12 protein-coding genes and 8 pseudogenes are annotated in these 17,873 nt (G+C 34.9%); 5 read left to right on the top strand and 15 right to left on the bottom strand.

Translation table 11 applies throughout. The features are described 5' to 3' along the window. Positions 1-706 precede the first annotated feature (706 nt). The 5 genes and pseudogenes from BLV40_RS07015 (at position 707) to BLV40_RS06995 (ending at position 5,843) form a co-directional block, all read left to right on the top strand. A complete protein-coding gene (locus BLV40_RS07015; protein ID WP_090688434.1) occupies positions 707-2,023 on the top strand; it encodes an MFS transporter in 1,317 nt (438 codons plus the stop codon). A 2-nt stretch (positions 2,024-2,025) separates the two neighbouring features. Then, positions 2,026-2,226: pseudogene (locus tag BLV40_RS07010) on the top strand (FAD-binding oxidoreductase); the annotation flags it as partial. A 56-nt stretch (positions 2,227-2,282) separates the two neighbouring features. Further along, positions 2,283-3,698, top strand: coding sequence for an MATE family efflux transporter (locus tag BLV40_RS07005; RefSeq protein WP_090688430.1), 1,416 nt, complete (start codon positions 2,283-2,285; stop codon positions 3,696-3,698). Positions 3,699-3,746: 48 nt separating this feature from the next. Next, positions 3,747-4,028 (top strand): cupin domain-containing protein, encoded by a 282-nt coding sequence (locus BLV40_RS07000; RefSeq protein WP_090688427.1) that lies wholly within the window; start codon positions 3,747-3,749, stop codon positions 4,026-4,028. 63 nt (positions 4,029-4,091) lie between these two features. After that, positions 4,092-5,843 carry an amidohydrolase gene (locus tag BLV40_RS06995; protein ID WP_348519726.1) on the top strand — a complete coding sequence of 584 codons (1,752 nt, stop codon included), beginning with the start codon at positions 4,092-4,094 and terminating at the stop codon, positions 5,841-5,843. Between the two features lie 191 nt (positions 5,844-6,034). Here BLV40_RS06995 and BLV40_RS27860 read toward each other — a convergent pair. From BLV40_RS27860 to BLV40_RS06940, 15 genes and pseudogenes are all read right to left on the bottom strand, one after another. After that, a pseudogene (locus tag BLV40_RS27860) lies at positions 6,035-6,136 on the bottom strand (IS6 family transposase); the annotation flags it as partial. A 126-nt stretch (positions 6,137-6,262) separates the two neighbouring features. Beyond that, entirely contained in the window at positions 6,263-6,487 is a 225-nt protein-coding gene (locus BLV40_RS06990) for a hypothetical protein (RefSeq protein WP_090688420.1), read from the bottom strand. A gap of 1,229 nt (positions 6,488-7,716) precedes the next feature. Continuing rightward, entirely contained in the window at positions 7,717-8,856 is a 1,140-nt protein-coding gene (alr, locus tag BLV40_RS06985; RefSeq protein WP_090688417.1) for an alanine racemase, read from the bottom strand. Positions 8,857-9,567: 711 nt separating this feature from the next. Further along, positions 9,568-10,806, bottom strand: coding sequence for a cytochrome P450 family protein (locus BLV40_RS06980; RefSeq protein WP_090688414.1), 1,239 nt, complete (start codon positions 10,804-10,806; stop codon positions 9,568-9,570). Between the two features lie 107 nt (positions 10,807-10,913). After that, a complete protein-coding gene (locus tag BLV40_RS29090; RefSeq protein ID WP_244525344.1) occupies positions 10,914-11,240 on the bottom strand; it encodes a hypothetical protein in 327 nt (108 codons plus the stop codon). A 17-nt stretch (positions 11,241-11,257) separates the two neighbouring features. Further along, positions 11,258-11,392 carry a hypothetical protein gene (locus BLV40_RS29600; RefSeq protein ID WP_280138893.1) on the bottom strand — a complete coding sequence of 45 codons (135 nt, stop codon included), beginning with the start codon at positions 11,390-11,392 and terminating at the stop codon, positions 11,258-11,260. Between the two features lie 91 nt (positions 11,393-11,483). Then, positions 11,484-11,924 (bottom strand): hypothetical protein, encoded by a 441-nt coding sequence (locus tag BLV40_RS06970; RefSeq protein ID WP_090688413.1) that lies wholly within the window; start codon positions 11,922-11,924, stop codon positions 11,484-11,486. Between the two features lie 80 nt (positions 11,925-12,004). After that, a pseudogene (locus tag BLV40_RS06965) lies at positions 12,005-12,142 on the bottom strand (ATP-binding protein); the annotation flags it as partial. 24 nt (positions 12,143-12,166) lie between these two features. Next, positions 12,167-12,670: pseudogene (locus BLV40_RS06960) on the bottom strand (response regulator transcription factor); the annotation flags it as partial. Further along, positions 12,642-12,806, bottom strand: coding sequence for a hypothetical protein (locus BLV40_RS28440; protein ID WP_170833617.1), 165 nt, complete (start codon positions 12,804-12,806; stop codon positions 12,642-12,644). The pseudogene BLV40_RS06960 and the gene BLV40_RS28440, both read right to left, overlap by 29 nt. 20 nt (positions 12,807-12,826) lie before the next feature. Beyond that, positions 12,827-13,647 (bottom strand): annotated as a pseudogene (locus tag BLV40_RS06955) (peptidoglycan-N-acetylglucosamine deacetylase). Positions 13,648-13,879: 232 nt separating this feature from the next. After that, positions 13,880-15,089: pseudogene (locus BLV40_RS06950) on the bottom strand (helix-turn-helix domain-containing protein). 98 nt (positions 15,090-15,187) lie between these two features. Next, positions 15,188-15,392 (bottom strand): annotated as a pseudogene (locus BLV40_RS29085) (IS200/IS605 family element RNA-guided endonuclease TnpB); the annotation flags it as partial. A gap of 33 nt (positions 15,393-15,425) precedes the next feature. Beyond that, positions 15,426-15,560 (bottom strand): annotated as a pseudogene (locus tag BLV40_RS29080) (GrpB family protein); the annotation flags it as partial. A 616-nt stretch (positions 15,561-16,176) separates the two neighbouring features. Next, on the bottom strand, positions 16,177-17,805 hold the full coding sequence (locus BLV40_RS06940; RefSeq protein WP_090688404.1) for a peptide ABC transporter substrate-binding protein: 1,629 nt from the start codon (positions 17,803-17,805) through the stop codon (positions 16,177-16,179). Positions 17,806-17,873: the final 68 nt, after the last annotated feature.

The raw sequence follows: 17,873 nt of genomic DNA, 5'->3' as shown, positions 1-17,873 counted from the left end.
CTTTCAATAGAATAATAAAAAGAATAGTTCAAATATCTTTTTATTTTATCCGTTTAATCGTACGCTAGATCATTACTTAGATAGATAAGCCCCTTATTTTCGATAAAAATTCCCACTTGAAAGAAATTATTTTAACAGTCTCCAACAGGTTGTTTTAAACACGTTATATTTTCGCAATTTTTAAAAAATTAATAACAATTGTCACATAGCAGAATTTTATTATTTATATACGACAAAATCCCATGTTACTATCAGTCCAATCATTAAAAAGGAGGAATTATTTTGAACTTACAAAGAGAAAATTGAAGCTGAAGGTCCAAAGAACGGAATGAAAAGTGTATAAAGTAGATCGATTATGTTTTTGATAAATCCAATTTTCATGAATAGTAGTTTTCTAAACAAAGAATTCGTAGACTTAATGTTAAATATTTAGCAGTTCTATAAATGTTAGCGTTTACACCAAAGGTTTTATACGCGAAAGCCAAAATATGTCCTCCTACTAATAAATTATCTTTTACAGCAGACATCTAATTAGTTCTTCATGGGACTTTATCTGGATTTACGATGATGGCTGAACCGACTGAAAATGCTCTCTGGTTTATGATTGAAGAAAATTTGTCAAATCTGTAAGTATATTCACCAAAGCAATTTACTAAATACTGTAGAGCCTAATGATGATTCGTTATTTTAGGAGGGAATGTATGGTATGAATTCAATGTATCGATCAATTGAAAGTACAACAATCAAAAAAACAATGATACGCATTTTACCATTTACGTTTATATGTTATGTCATTGCTTATTTGGATCGTGTGAATTTAGGCTTTGCAGCTTTGGAAATGAATGCAAGCCTGGGATTATCCGCAGAAGTTTTTGGGTTATTATCAGGTATTTTCTTTCTTGGGTATTTCCTGTTTGAAATACCCAGCAATATGATCCTGCACAAAGTTGGCGCGAAAGTTTGGATTGCTAGAATTATGATTTCATGGGGTATCATTGTAGCTTTAACAGCATTTGTACAATCGGCCACGCATTTGTACATTGCTCGTTTTTTACTCGGAATTGCTGAAGCAGGTTTTTTCCCAGGAGTTATTTTATATTTCACATATTGGTTTCGGAATAAAGAAAGGGGGCGTGCTTCCGCCTCTCTCGTCATGGCTTTGCCGATTGGTACGATTATAGGGGCCCCATTATCAACCTGGATTATGGATAACATTACATGGTACGGGATATCTGGTTGGAGATGGATGTTTGTTCTCGAAGGAATCCCAGCCGTTATTTTAGGAGTTGTCACGCTATTTTACTTAAATAATGGCCCCAAAGATGCTAAATGGTTAAATGAGGAAGAAAAAAATTGGCTGGAAAATGAACTAGATAGAGAACGACGTCAAAGCCTTGCAGTAAATAAAGCATCAAAATTAGAAATGTTTAAAGACACGAAGGTATGGAAATTGGCTTTTATTTATTTTGCTAATTATACAGCAATGTACGGTCTTAGTTTTTGGCTGCCAAGTATCATTAAATCATTTGCTACTAGTTCAAATAATATTGAAATTGGCTGGTTAACAACTATACCTGCACTAATCGGAATTCCTTCCATGTTACTTTTTGGATGGAGTTCTGATAAAAGAAATGAGCATAAGAAGCATTTGATTGCAAGCTTCCTCATTGCAGCTTCAGGTTTTATTATGTGTGGGTTTGCTGGTAACACATTGACGATGATCATATTGATTGCTTTCGCAGCGATTGGACTGTATGGATTTGCAGGCGCCTTTTTCTCATTTATGACCCTGTTTTTCACGGAATCAACCGCACCAGCCGGCATTGCAACGGTTAATGCATTTGCAAGTTTAGGTGGCTTTTTTGGCCCTATGATTTTCGGAAAATTAGCTATTTCAAACGGGATGTTCGTGATTGGTGCATTAGCGATTTTTGCTTGTGTGGTCATCCTATCTCTGAGACAAAAAGAATTAAGTGTTGTAAATGGAAAAAATAATATGGATAAAAGCACCATCAATCGGTAAATTTCGCAACTGGTTCTACGGGCCACGGAGCTTCTCTCTCGACACTGTTCGGTAAGTTATTAGCACAATGGATTGTTACGGGGTGTGCAGGTAGATATCGATATGAAAAAGAACGCCTAAAACCATTCCCGTTCCATAATCAGAAAACAATGCTTGTAAATCTACCGCATATTGGTTTCAAACTCCTCGATATTTTTGTCTAAAGGAGAATTAATTAAACTGAACTTGCTATATAAATTATTTTTAGGAGGGTATGAGCATGGAAATAGCAGGAAACCGTCCCTCACCGAAGAAAGAAAAGGCAGAAATTATGAATAAGCCAGTAAATAATTCAGCACTGGGAACCAAAAGTATTCCTTTACTATATTTACGGTTTGCTTTGGCTGGAATTATGGCTAATGCGATTCTTGGAGTGGTAGCGATTGTCGATGGCTATTTCGTCAGCGGCTTTCAGGAGCTGGAAATCGAAGGGATTGGAATTGGATTTACGGTCACGGTTATTACTCGTATGCTTGGCGTTCTGTTTGGGATTGGAGCCGGAGCGGTCATTTCACTTCGACTTGGAAAAGGGAAAATCGAAGAAGCAAGGAGTACTATGGGACAAACTTTATGGTTTACTCTTTTCTTCTCCATTTTGCTAGCTGTACTTGGATTGGTCTTTGATAACCAAATCATGACTTTATTCGGAGCGAGTCATGATGCACTTCCATATGCGGTGAAATACAGCCGACCTTTGTGGATTGCATTGCCAATAATGATATTGGCGGTTGTACTAAGTATTTTAACCAATATCGATGAAAAACCTGTATTATCAATGAACAGCTGGTTAGTTGCGGCGGTTGTTGTTGGAATTACAGAATGGATTATGGTAACGAAATATGACATGGGGATGATGGGTTCTGCATGGGCGAATACCATTGCACAATCTATCCCTGCTTTACTAATCTTTTATTTTTGGTTCGGTAAAACAAAACTTAAACCCAAAATAAAAGATATGATGATTAATCTCAAGACAATTGGTGAGGTAGCTTGGACAGGCTTTGCTTCTTTTTCGAGTCAGCTCATGATGTTTTTTTCTATTATTTTCTTTAATAATTTACTGCAAAGCTACGGCGGTGGGCTGCACGTTGCTGCTTTCACGGTTCAAAACGGTTACATTACAAATCTGCTCGCCTTAGCAGCGCTCGGTGGGATGACAGGACTTCAGCCAATTATTAGTTATAATTACGGTGCAGGCAACCTTGATCGTGTGAAACAAGCAATTAAGATTGGGATCATTTTTACAGTTACCTTGTTTTTGATTGTGACAGCTTTACTAATCATTTTTGCAGATCCAATTATGTCATTTTTCTCTAACGATAATCCGGATTTACAGAAACTCATAACCTGGACGACAATCGTATTTAATTGCATGTTTACATTAAATGCCGTTAGCTTGCTTATCGCCGGTTATTTCGAATCGCAAGAGAAAAACTGGTCAGCAACGTTTATTAATGTGAGCAAAATGTTGTTTTTTTCATTCCCATTCATGTTTATTTTCCCAAAATTCTGGGGAGTTGATGGTGTTTGGTATTCCGCTCCAGCTGCTGAAATTCCAGGTATCCTTATTGCGATTTATTTTCTTCGAAAAGAGTTGAAACGTTTAAAGGAAGCAAAAGTAAAGTCAGCATATTGAGATCAATTAATCTTTCAAAATTATTTACAAGAAAGAGAGAGGATGAGAATGTTTTGCGCGAAAAAAATTACAGCTGAAGAAGCCCAAAGATTAAGTGTGGACACTTGGGAGCCATGGATAGGCGAACCTAGTAAAGGAACTTGGCATGTAGAAGAGCAGGAAGTTTTCTATGTAACAGACGGTGAGGTGTTTATTACTGTTAATGAAGAAAAGTATCATATTACAAAGGACTGGGTCGTTTCTTTGGATAAAGGCCTTGTTTGTGAATGGGACTGCCCAAAATTTTTGAAAAAGAATTATAAAATGAACCATCAGATCAAGTTAAAATAATGTAAAATTAGGTGCGGCATCCGTTTATCACAGCTGTATACTTTTCCTAAATATCTGTGATTTATGGTACACTGTGCGGTTATCCAATCTTGCGTCATATGCGATTGCTGCTTATTTTACAAGAATAAAATTCAGAATATTAAGATATCTAGGAGGTTACTAATGAATATAAATCAAAAAGCTGACATTGTTATCTCAAGTAATGCTGTTTTTACAGGCCTTGCAGATAAGCCCTTCCCTGCTTATATCGCTATTATTAATAATAAGATTGCTGCCATTGGTTCCGAAATAGAAATAAACCCGTTTATTGGAACAGACACGAAAGTATTTCATTATGCCGATCAACTTATTATGGCTGGCTTTCATGATTTTCACTTGCATATGTTAATGGGAAGTATTGCAGAAGAAAGTGTCTTTTTAGCTGATGCATCTTCAGAAGAAGATGTGCTCAAAATGGTAGTTGATTTTACCAATTCAAGGCCGGATGATCCATGGATTATTGGTTTTTCTTGGGATCAGGGCAATTGGGACAACAAGAAGCTTCCAAATCGTTCTGCACTCGATCGCATACTCCCAGAGCGTCCTGCTATTCTCTTTCATATGGAAGGGCATTATGCCTGGGTAAACAGCAAAGCACTTGAGATTGCGAGTATTAATCGAAATACAGATAATCCGTCCTACGGGATCATTGCAAAAGATGAAAACGGAGAACCAACGGGTATTTTGTATGAGACAGCGATTGCATTAGTATCGAATCATGCTTTCAATTTTTCAAGGGAACGTCGTATGAAAATGATGAAAAATTTTCTCGGACAGGCAGCTTCGCTGGGTGTCACTTCGGTTAACGATTTGTATGGATCGCCTGCTATGGAAAAATTACAGGATTTTGAATTGTTTAGTGATCTAGATAAAAACGGCGAATTAACTGCGCGGATTCATCTGTCACCTCCCTTAAATGATGATATAGAGCGTGCGAAACAATTGCGTGATACTTATGCATCAGACAAGCTTCGAGTCTCGGGGGTCAAACAGTTTGTTGATGGAGTAATAACCGGCTATACCGCGTATTTAGTTGAACCATATTCAGATAAACCAGAAACCTTTGGGGAAACAGCTGTTTCCCCAGATACGATTACGAAATGGATTGTAGAGGCTGATCGAGAAGGCTTTCAAATTCGTATTCATGCGATTGGTGACGGTGCAATTCGTCTAGCTTTAGATGCCTTTGAGGAAGCACAAAAAAAGAATGGTAAGCGAGATGCTAGGCATTGCGTGGAACATGTGGAGGTTATTCATCCGGATGAAATCGCTCGTTTCCAAAAGCTCGGAGTAATCGCATCCATGCAACCAGAGCATTTGGGTCTTGGTAAGGAGCAACGGAAGACTTATGTTTCACGTATTGGAAAAGAACGTGAGCCCTTTATTTTTGCAATGAAAACTTTAAAGGATTCAGGTGCAATGTTGGCTTTTGGTACTGATTATCCAATTGTGCAATTAAATCCGATGCTAGGCATTTATCGTGCGCTAACAAGAATCGGATATGATGGCTCACCGACAGAGGGATGGAATCCACAGGAGCGTCTCTCACTATCCGAGGTCTTGAGAGATTATACGTTATCCCCTGCCTATGGATCATTCAGAGAAGAGGAATTGGGCACACTTGAAGTGGGAAAACTGGCAGATCTTGTGGTGTTAAACAGAAACCTCTTCGAAATCTCAGTTGAAGAAATACGAGACGTCCGAGTAGTCTTAACGATGGTTGATGGATCTATCGTTTTTCAAGATGATTTAGCATGCAAGAAGGTTCCATTATAAAGACAAAAAACAATCAGAACAAACATTACTTATGATACGGTTCACCTTTACATCCGCAACAGAAGGAGCCATAGTAACGGGCTCCCTGCTTATCTTTCTAAACATGTGGTTTACGTCATTTTGTAAGGTTCTGGTGCAAAAATTATGAAAAAGAACACGGGATAATAGTAGAATCCTAGTGGAATCATATTTTATGCTATAAGTGCGAACATTTGATGAATGAATTCTTTTTGATTTTGGACAGACTGATTCCGTAAATCAATCTGTCCCTTTTTTATCATATGCATGGCTTTTTTGTATATTAATAACCTTTGTGTTCATGGCTATCAAATGTATAGGTTTTTCTATCGATTTCAACCCTGGTATCTGTATAAATTGAACCACCTTATTTTAGCTGCCCCAGAATCATCAAAGTAATATCACTTACCATCAATTTGTTGCCATCCTTTTTTCATTTCGCCTTTATCTTCATAATAATATATTTTCCCATCAATGTTTTGATGACCATCAAAAATATAGCGTGAGTCATTGGAGAAATGATATTTTTTCCCGTCAATCACTTTCCAACCAGTATAGCCAGCTCCATCCTCTAAGCTATAATATTTGTGTACAGCTTCTTCATTTCCATCTATTGTGCGCTCCATGACCTTAGAAATCCCTGTTTTTATAATAAAACTGTCTTTATCAAAAGCGATTTGTTTCTCGTCAAGTCAAACTATAGCAGGATGACCTAGTGCCTTCCCATTCAAATCAGAAACTCTCTCAAGCGCACCTTTGTCGGAAGCGTGAAGAATGACACCTTGATCTTCTATACGTATTTCCTTTTTACTTACCTTGTAATTCTCGGAATAACAAATTTTACTATCCATTTCTCATAAATCTTCTTTAACAAATACTCCAGAATCATCAGAATAGTAATCACCTTTCCATGCTGATCGTTGCAAAGCACCTTCATCAGTGAAATGGTAGTACTTGCCATCGATAATGATTACCATTGGAAATTTAGATTCACTCTCCTTACGTGGACGACATCAATTATCTGATACAACAGATTTTGTATCCTTTGGTAACAAGAAATGCTCACTTTTAGTACTTATTTGGCAGAGCAAATATATAAGGATGAATCATTCTTATAACATATATTAATTCCTTCGTTTAGATTTAAAATAAGATTATATAAGTCAATTGAATAGCTGATCATCTCTTAATGTTCTCCCCCCTTTTTTGTGCCTTTTGAATACCAATCCTCTCTAAAAACTTAAAGTTTTTTAGAGGATTTATTCTTGCAAGAAACAGTAAGAAAGATTCGAATGTATTTTCTGTTATAAGAGAATACTACAATTAACATCAACAATTATATTGAAACACACGGTTTTCAGTATGGAGGTAAACAAAATAGTAACAATTAAAATATTTAAATATAATATACATATTTCTATGTTATCATTTTTTATCGAGGTAAATTCCTTGAAACATAGCCTTCTTGTTACAAAGAGTTTTCCCTCCCCCATTGTACACTTCATTCTACGAAGTCCTTTCCTTTTTGGGCTTCGTCTAAAATGAAGTGTATCTTAAAATATTCCCCCTGCACTTCTTGATATTTGATACATACAATAGTAAAAATTGGACGGCTGCTTTATTAAATCGTTGATTCAGTCCTTCTGTTGATGTTTCACGTACGATAAAAGGAATCGAAATCATTCATACTCTATATAAAAGAAACCGAAGTCTTAGCTCAGACTTCGGTTTTTCAACGTACAAGGTATCCTTTTTATCATCTAGCCAAGAAGACTCCTCCTAAAAGATTTTGACGTATACAAAGAAGACGTAAAAAAGCCTAACATAATACGTTTTTAGCTGCAAAGAGTTTGTGCTATTGTGACTTTACATAAATTCTCGGCACCCGCTTTCCAATCAAGCAAACCACTTCGTAATTAATAGTCCCTATCAACCTTGCAATCTCGTCTACAGATTGAAACGAAGAACCATTATATCCAAAAATAGTTACTTCATCACCAACATGGCAGCCCTCAATATCCGTCACTTCAATCATCGACTGATCCATGCATACACGCCCAACAATAGGGGATAACTGCTCATGCGTTAAAACCATTCCCTGGTTTGAAAGCAGTCGCGAAAGACCATCCGCATAACCGAGTGGAAGTGTTGCGATAAGACTTTCTTTTTCGGGTCTATAAGTCCAGCCGTAGCTGATTGACTGGAATGCAGGAATAGTTTTCAGAGCTGCGATTTTCGTTTTGAAATTTATGGCTTGCTTGAGTTTGATAGAATGCCCTTTAAATGTCTCATTAGGGTATAAGCCATATAAAGCAATACCGATTCGTACCATATCCAGATGCATGTCAGGAAAATTCATTGTGCCGGCACTGTTGCAACAATGCCTGATTGGTACATGAATATTGTGTGTTTTCAAAGATTCAATTACAGCCAAAAAGCACTGAAACTGCATAAGTGTATAGGTAGGGTCTTTGCTGTCCGCATTGGCAAAATGCGTGAATATGCCTTCAAGATATGCAAAGGGAGAGGCAGCCGCCTTTTGTGCAAGTTCCAAAGCTTCTTTCGCAGAAGTAATGCCGATTCTGGACATACCTGTATCAATTTTCAAATGAATGGAAGCTGTTTTTTGTAATACAGAAGATTGGACGATAATTTCATCCAATACTTCGTGAGAGAATACGGTTAGCGCAATGTCTTCCGAAACGGCTTTTTTAACCGAGCGCACTGGCGTATACCCTAAAACAAGAATCGGATGAGAAATACCTGCATTCCGCAGTTGCAGAGCCTCATCTAAAAAAGCAACAGCCAAATAATCCGCCCCTGCCTGCATGAGGAGCTTCGCAATTTCAACTGCGCCATGTCCGTAACCGTCCGCTTTGACAACAGCCATAATTTTTGTTTGTTCCTTTACATATCCTCTGAATTGTAAAAAATTGTGATGAATGTTGTCCAATAAAATTTCTGCCCATGTGTCACGATAACTGTTCCGTTTCATGTACCCATCTCCTTTGTATGAACCCCCCCTCAAAATCTGCTCCTAAAGGGAGGTTGCTTCACAAATGAGATTGCTCCTGCATGCGTAAGCGCTACACGATTTTCGTTGTTTTTTATTTCCTTCGGTACTCCGATAATCATTAGAATTTCTCCCCCTTAATAACCTTTGATTTATTTTGTTATAATCCGAGTATAGAGTGTTCAAAATGTTTTTTCATCGTTAAGAACGGGGAAAAACGCATCATCCTTTTGTGGAATCCCACAAAAGGGAATCTCCATATCAAAAAAAAGAAAATGATACCTTTATAAACAACCGTTCACTTTTCCTATCAGCAAAGAAATTATGACAGTTATAATTTTTAAAGACCTTATTTAATAGAAAAAGGTATTAATGGTTAATAATCAACATTAGACTTAGTTCTTATCGGGTGGTGCAGTTGAACTAGGAATCTATCCTGATAAAATTAAAAATGACGTAGAAAATTTTCTACGTCATTTTATATAAGCACTTTAAAGAATATGGGGGTCTTACACCTCTGATTAAATCATTTAACTTTTGATAAGTAAATTACAAAACTATATTTGTAACCTTTTGTAACTTTTAAATATAACAGTGCTGAATCTAGCATACCAGATGAACTCTTTTTTACTGTCTGTCTAAAGAGAATAATACTTCTTTTTTAATAACCTTTTTAATTGATAACTATATCTGTTAAAACTTTAGAGGTAATTCTTCTAACGACCTCATTAGATAGTTTTCTTTCCATCTTACTTGCTTTCTTTCACCTTGTATCCGTATATTTGGCATGCGGTGTAATAATGTAGAAATTGCAATTTTTGCTTCTAAACGAGCGAGTGGTGCACCAAGACAAAAGTGGCTACCATGGCCAAATGCAATATGACGATTGTTTTTTCTTGTAATATCAAATACATCCGCGTTTTGAAAAATCTTTTCGTCACGATTAGAAGATGCTAATGATATAATAATTCTATCTTTTGATTGAATATCTTGGCCATGCATTGTAAATGGTTCTGCTGTCCATCGTAAAGTAGTTAATTCAACGGGGCTGTAAAATCGTAGCGACTCTTCAATTGCTACATCCATTAAATCCGGGTTTTGACGAAGCTTTTGTAGTTGAACTGGGTGCTCTAGCAGCGCCAAAGTCATATTTGCAATTAAATTTACAGTTGTTTCATGTCCGGCAACAATAAGTAACGTAATTGTTGAGTATAGCTCTGATGCATTTAATTTTGTTCCTTCACTTTCAGCCTGTATTAGTGCACTGATTAAATCATCAGCAGGAGTTTTTCTTTTTTTATAAACTAAATGCTGTATATATTCAGCAAATTCTCCTAATTTTTGATTGTTTTTCTGCATGCCTTCTAACGTATGTGGAGTATCAATAATTGCCTGTGACCAAACTCTAAATTTATGTTGATCTTCAAGAGGAACACCTAACATTTCACTAATTACCATTATAGGTAAGGGGAAAGCATACTCACTTACAAGTTTTATAGAATGATTAAGTTCTAATTTATTTAATAAAGTATCAGCAATATGTTGAATTTGGCCTTCAAGTTGTAAAATCATCCGGGGAGTAAATGCCTTTTGAACAAGTAATCGTAGACGGTTATGATCAGGGGGATCTGAATTCAGCATATGATTTCTTAATAATTCCCGATTCTCTAATGAAATAGGAACGTTCACTTCTTCTTTTTTGCTGAATACGTTTTCAATATTCTTCATTAATTTTGCATCTTTTAATAAAGAGATTGCATCCTCGTATCTCGTAATAAGCCAACTTTGACTCTGTTCTCCTGAAGATAAAGGATACACAGGGTGAAGTGCGCGTAATTCTTTATAAATATCATATGCTTCCTGTTTAAATATAGGAGAAGATAATTGCGCTTCTAATGATAGCTTGAGATTTAACTCATTTTTTGAAGCCATCCATATAACCTCCATCTTTATAGATTTTTAGGTAACTGCAGCACCTAACTTGCATTATAAACCATTTAACTTCAATAGAGGTGAGAATATTCTGATAAAATATTACTTTACTTGGTGAAATAAACAAAGGAATACTTAGATTCTTCACTATCAACTAATAAGCCATTCATAGAAAAATCTAAACCAGCAACAGCTTGTACTTCTTTTAGTATAGGTCGATGTTCATATTCAGGGAGAATAGAATCATCTTGTTGATTAAACCAATTCACTAAATCATTTACTAAATTTTTAACAACTTTCTGTCTTCGATATTCTGTTCCTACATAAACTTCATCCTCTTGGCCATATAACATATCGCTTACTAAATCTTGTTTCATAGAAGCACTACCATAGCCAATGTCTTGGTGGTTTTCATTTATTGCTACAAAAACCACGCCATATTTTGATTGAATTATTGTTCTATTTGCTCTTGAATAGCTTTCTCATCCTGTTCACATTCTGCGGTTTCTATAGACAATTCTACAATTTCCTTTATACATTCTTGGTTACCTACACCACCATTAAGTTGCTTGATACGTGTTTTCATTCCTGCTTTCTCCTTCTATTAGTTTTTCAGAATTTAATTTAATAAAATAGATTAAATGAATCACAGGAACATACAATAACAAAAGTGTAAGTTATTTTATCTTTACATCAGAACGATTTTGTCGAATTCGCATTCTTTTAAGTCTATATTCTCTGTTAGTATATCGTTTAGAAATATCTTGTGATAAAAACACAATTGTTATGATAACCAATCCCAAATTAACTATAAAGGACGTTATAACAATTCTATCGGTCAAAGGTAATAGGGAGACACACATGAAAAAAATTACGGTAATGAAAGGAACGCTTTGTCTCATTTGTTTGATAGAATACCTTTTCTTTTTATCATGGTATGTCATAATTGTACCGATAATCAATAAAACAGGGGTCGTAATAAAGATTCCAAACCACCCAAATCCTTTTTCAATAAACCAAGGAAAAAATGGCATACTTGTGGAACAAATAGATAGATTAGTTACTAAAGCAAATAATTGAATGAATAATAAGATCATATTTAAGTTGACTTGTTTCATTTTATTAAACCTCCTAGCAACCTCTTTATATTAAATCTTAATATTTATATATGACATTTTTAAAAATATTACGTATTTTATTATAGTGGAATCTTTATCAAAACCATTGTGCCAATCTCTTTCTTACTCACAATGCGTATAGTCCCCTCATGCAATTCAACAATTTTCTTCACAATAGCTAATCCAATTCCCGCCCCCGGTGAATGATTATTAACTTGTGAACATACAAACTTATTTTCCGCTTACTGTCTACTTCCTTTCCACATATACCCTTTTCCCCATACCGTTAGGAGAAACTGAGGTTCGGAAGGATTAGGTTCTATCTTCTGACGGAGACGACTTATATTCACATCTACTACTTTTGTGTCCCCTACATAGCTTACACCCCATATTTTATTTAAGAGTTCATCACGTAAAACAGGTTTGTTAAGGTTTTCCATTAAATGCCGTAACATAATATACTCTGTTGGAGTTAAATCAATTACTACTCCATCCCTGTATAATTTTTCCTGTATTAGATTTAATTGAAATGGTTCCGAGTGAATCGATTCCATATTTTGTTTATTTTCTTTTACTCTTCTTAGCAACGATTGTACACGTGCTACTAATTCAACTGTACTAAATGGTTTTTCAATGTAATCATCTGCTCCAATTGTCAAACCTTGTACCTTGTCTTTCTCTTGAACACGTGCCGTTAACATAATAATACCCATCTTTTCATTGTTTTCTCGTATACTTTTGCATATCGCCAAATAATGACTCTTCTTGTTTTGTCGTATTTTCAAAAATTACATATAAATTTTCTTCGGGATTTGTACCCAAACACCCTCCTAACAATCCAACTGTTAGTACTCCTATTAATGCTACTTTCTTATAAAACAATGTCAATTCCTCCTACGGTGCTACAAACGTTTATCTTTCCAAAAGTTAACTGAGAAATGTTCATTTTCATGATAAGGCTCAAATTCATACCCTTTTTCTTTTAATCCTTTTATAATCGCCGGTACAGCTGCAACAGATTGTGGATGAATATCATGCATTAAAATGACTTCTTGTGACTCCGTCGCGCCTGCAAGTACATTTTGAACAATTTGGGCTGAGGCAGTATCAACCGGTATCTTATTATACTTCCAATCTAAAGAGTCAATTGTCCAATCCACACTTTAAAATTAGCTTCTACCACCTTATTGCGAAGCGCTTCATTTAACCCTGGCATTGAACCGTACGGTGGACGTGTTAATTTCGGAGATTCTCCAATAACATTTGCTATTAAATTTTGATCTTCTTTCATTTCATTTACATACTCACCATCGGTATATAATTTCTTAAAGTTATGTGTCATGCTATGCATGCCCACATAATGGCCTTCTTCCTTTTCTCGTTTCACTAATTCTGGAAACTGCTTCACATTTTTGCCAATCAAGAAAAATGTTGCTTTCGCATCATTTTGTTTTAGGATGTTTAACAACTCAGCTGTATATTTACCTGGGCCATCATCAAAAGTAAGATAAACCACTTTCCTCTCCTGACCATTAAATCGACTTGGTGCTGCTTTCTTTATTTCGTTTTTTGGTTGTTCACTTGCTAGCTGCACTGGATTCTCTTGCTTAGCCACAGCTTTTGCAGGTGAATTAATAGATTGAAAGATATAATAACCAACAGCTATTACAACAATTGCCACCAATACAATTATTATTTTTTTGATATTACAAAAATTTCTCATGAATCAAATCCCTTTCTTGATAAATCTCTATATCAACATACACATACACACACACATGCATAAGTGTGTATGATATCTCCAATCACTTTTAGCTAATAATACATATCATGTAACTTAAAAATTTTTAAGGTATTTTATTTCAATATAATTATAAAGTGCTTAGAATCATTTCTCATCGTGTAAAAAAAGAAAAAAACAGCATCCTTTTGTGGAATTTCACAAAAGGATGCTGTTACATGAACTTTTGTAACTTAAGATCCAAGTATAGAACCATTTTTTGATTCAGATCTTTTAAATCGATTTCACTGATTTCACAAATTCTTTTAAGTCTATAGCTTAGTGTATTGACGTGAACATTTAAAACCTTAGCTACTTCACTGGTATTACTGTCATTGTTTAAAAACATTTCCAACGTTTCAACAAGATTACTATTATATTTACAATCGTACGCATGGAGCTTCTGCAACGCTTGGTTTTCATACTCCTCCTGCTTTCTTTGCTCAAATAGCAGTTCAATTAATTGATAAATCCCCATGTTTTGATAGCTATGAATATTGACTGTGTCGGAAGGGAATTTTTCCTTTATAGATAGTACGGTTAATGTTTCTTTATAAGCTTTACTGATTTTTTGATAATCACTATATACACTACTAAAAGCTGGTTTGATAGATTTAATTCCATATCGTTTTTCCATCGTGTTAACAAATCTTTCGACGAAATTGTTGATTTCATGAAAAGGTTGACTAAGATTATCTAACGAAGTAAGAAGAATTAACTTGTTACAATCAATTGTATAAAGTAGAATTTTCAAATGTTCACTTGTTTTTAAGAAATAAGAAATTTGTTTTTCTTTTTCATTCGTAATCTCTTGTTCAAAATGAAATACGACAACGTTAAATAAAGTAGCGGGAGTAATATGAAGCACTTGAAAGTTTCTAATAATTTCCTCATTTGTCTGTATATGATTAGTTAATAGCTTCCAAAAAAACTCTTGTGAACATTCGTCCTTTTTATTTTTTCGAGTTTGGAGCTGAAGAAGCTTACTTTTTACAGCTTCAGCAGATTTTTTCAGCAAGATATAATCTTGTTCAGTTAAAGAGCGCTCGATTTCTAAAGCCCAAATGAATCCCAGTACGTCCTCTTTATTCCAAATGGAAATCGTAACTCTGTCACCGAGGCCAATATTATCTATCTTGTTTATGTGAATAGGTTCACGACTTTTTAAAAGAGTAGGAATACCCCCCTCTTTCCATAAGTTATTAATTACTTTTTCAGGTACACGCCGCAACTCTCACAGAGTCCGTTCTTTCATCATGAGTGCTATATGCAAGGAGACGATGATTTACATCTTCTACTGTAATGAGGCATTGCAGTATCTCACTGATTATATCAGCAAACTCTTCCAGATTATCGAAGGTAACTTTAAGAGAATTATTTTTCATATACGTCAAAATCCATCCATTCTATTTAAAATATATTTTCCTATTTACTTTAAAAGAAATTATTTCTTGTGTAAATTACTAAAATAATCCCGTTAATCCTTTACAAATGTAACGAGACCAATTTTTAATAACTTGATTTCATTTTCAACAATAGCAATATTTCTATTTGTTTGGTTGTGTAGGATTGAACTTTATTCTTTTTAAGTTTGAACTGTGGAATGTCATTTTGCTTCTTAAAAAACTAAAAAGAGCAACTGCGAGGTTTTTCAATGTTGATTGAAGAGCAATACTATCTACTTCTTTGAAATTATGAACTCCAATCATAATATCTAATATTGGTTTAGCTCCTAATCCTTCAATAGATGTATTTCCAATATGTTCAATTATAATAGCCTTAGCTCTCACTATACCTTTTAGAAGCCTTTGTTCTCCTTTAAATTGTAGTGTCCAATCCGGTGCATACTCCTCAATAACAACTGGTCTTTACATATTCCTACCCCCCTATGTATTTTACGCTTGAACATAATATCAAATTTAGGTGAGCAAGGCTACTTCAAATGAATAGAATTTTCGTTATGGGGGGATTTTAATTCTTTAGGTTGATGGCAATGGGGTCACTTCAAAATCTTATCTTGATAGGCTTGCGTCAGGATCCCTTATATTAATACGCTTGTCATTATAAGGTTCGACCGTTTTTCCAATCCCACAGTATATACGATACAATCTATCAGAACACTATTTAAAAAGAGTGTAAAGGGTCCATACTGATTTTCCAACAGGCAGGCTTATTTTCAATGTAATAAGTGTATTCGCTATGTTTGAAAATGAATTTTTTCTTAGAGACTAGTGATTACTAACTTCTAAAACTATTTATTAATACTCGAATGGTAAAATAGACATTAAATCTAATTCTTCAGTTTTTTCATTATGATTCATTGTTACTTGTTTGTCATCTACTAACGAATTCTTCAAAGAGGTGCATGTTAGTGTTACTACTATGAAAGAATAACACAATTCTTTTACTTTAACTAAAATATAAAAAAGAGCTAATACTTCTGTATCAAGTAATTAGCTCTTTTCCACCTTATTATTTTTCAGCTATAAAAGCGTGTTTATACGTATACACCCCACCAAATTGGTGCTTCTCAATACCTTTGACATATTCCTTCTGTATATATGCTGAACCAGTATGATAAAGCGGGGCAATTGCAGCATCTTCCAAGACTACTCGCTCTGCCTCTTGTAAGGTCTCCCATCTTTTCTGTTGGTCTTGTACAATATCATATTTTGCTTTCTTTATAAGATCATCATAATAAGAATTCGAGTACTCCATCTTATTATTAGAATTATTTGTCATAAATAATTCTAAGTAACTTATCGGGTCTTTATAATCTGGCCCCCACACTACCATAGATATATCATATTGCCCTGTTTGTTCTAGCTGTAACTTTTGCTTAAATGGTTGCTGTTTAATCTGCACTGTTAAACCTACTAAATTCTTTTCGAGTTCCTCTTTTATATATTCAGCTATACGCTTTGCATTATCTTGTTCAAATGTCAGAAACTCAACTGTAATACTTTCTGTGCCAAGCTCTTTTTTAGCTTCTGTCCAAAGTTTTTTTGCTTTTTGCAAATCATATCTAGCAATATTCCCATTCTCCTTTCTAAAATCCTTCCCAGTTGCTTCATTCTTATATCCTTTTGGGATCAGACCTTGTGCAGGAGTTGCACCATTATTTATAAAGTGCTTTACAAATTCCTCTTTATTCAATGCTAAAGAAATAGATTGACGAACTTTTTTATTTGCTAGTGAAGCATTTCTTTCATTAAGTCGAAGCATCGCTATGGCTGACTCACTTGACACATGTAGCTCCTTGTTGTTTTTGTATCGTTCTACAAATATAGAATTAATAGGCACACGGTCAAGAGTACCAGATTCATATAAATTTACAGCCGTCATTGTATCTTTTACAATATGGAAGTTTATTTCATCTAGCTTCACTTTCCCTTTATCCCAGTAAGTATTATTTTTCTTTAATTGAAATTCTTGTTCATGCTTCCATTTTTCTAACACAAACGCTCCATTATATATTAGGTTATTAGGCTCTAATCCATAACGATTTCCTTGTTCTTTCACAAATGATTCATGCTGTGGTAAATAAATAGGCAATGCTAATAATTGCAGTAAATACGGAACAGGCTGTTCTAACTGTACTTCTAGCGTATAATTATCTAATGCCTTTACTCCTAGTCGATCAGTAGCCAATGTACCTTTATTTATTTCTTGTGCGTTTTTTATATAAAATAACATGTACGCATATTGAGAGGCTGTTTCAGGACTCAATGTCCGTTTCCAAGCAAAAGTAAAATCATGTGCTGTTACTGATTCACCATTTGACCATTTTGCATCTTTACGCAAATGGAATGTATATCTTTTCCCATCTTCACTTTTCTCAAATGACTTCGCCACACCAGGTACGGGGTTATCTTGATTATCTAGTACATATAACCCTTCAAATATATTTTGCATCACATGTGATGATGTACCATCCATCGCTTTGGCTGTATCAAGAGAAGGGATTTCTTCTGATACTGTTACGTTTAACACTTGTTTTTGATCCTCTTTATTAACTTTATTCGCTTTACTACTACAAGCCGATAAAATTAAAGATGTGACAAGTGTAATTGCTAGTAAGCGGCTCTTTTTCTGCTTCATGAATTTTTCTCCTTAAATTCGAATAATATTATAAAACGCTATACATTATAGCAGAAAGACTAGTATAA

The organism is Bacillus sp. 166amftsu (genome assembly GCF_900107445.1).
GTDB classification, from domain to species: domain Bacteria; phylum Bacillota; class Bacilli; order Bacillales; family Bacillaceae_G; genus Bacillus_A; species Bacillus_A arachidis.
This window is presented reverse-complemented; position numbering and strand designations above follow the sequence as displayed.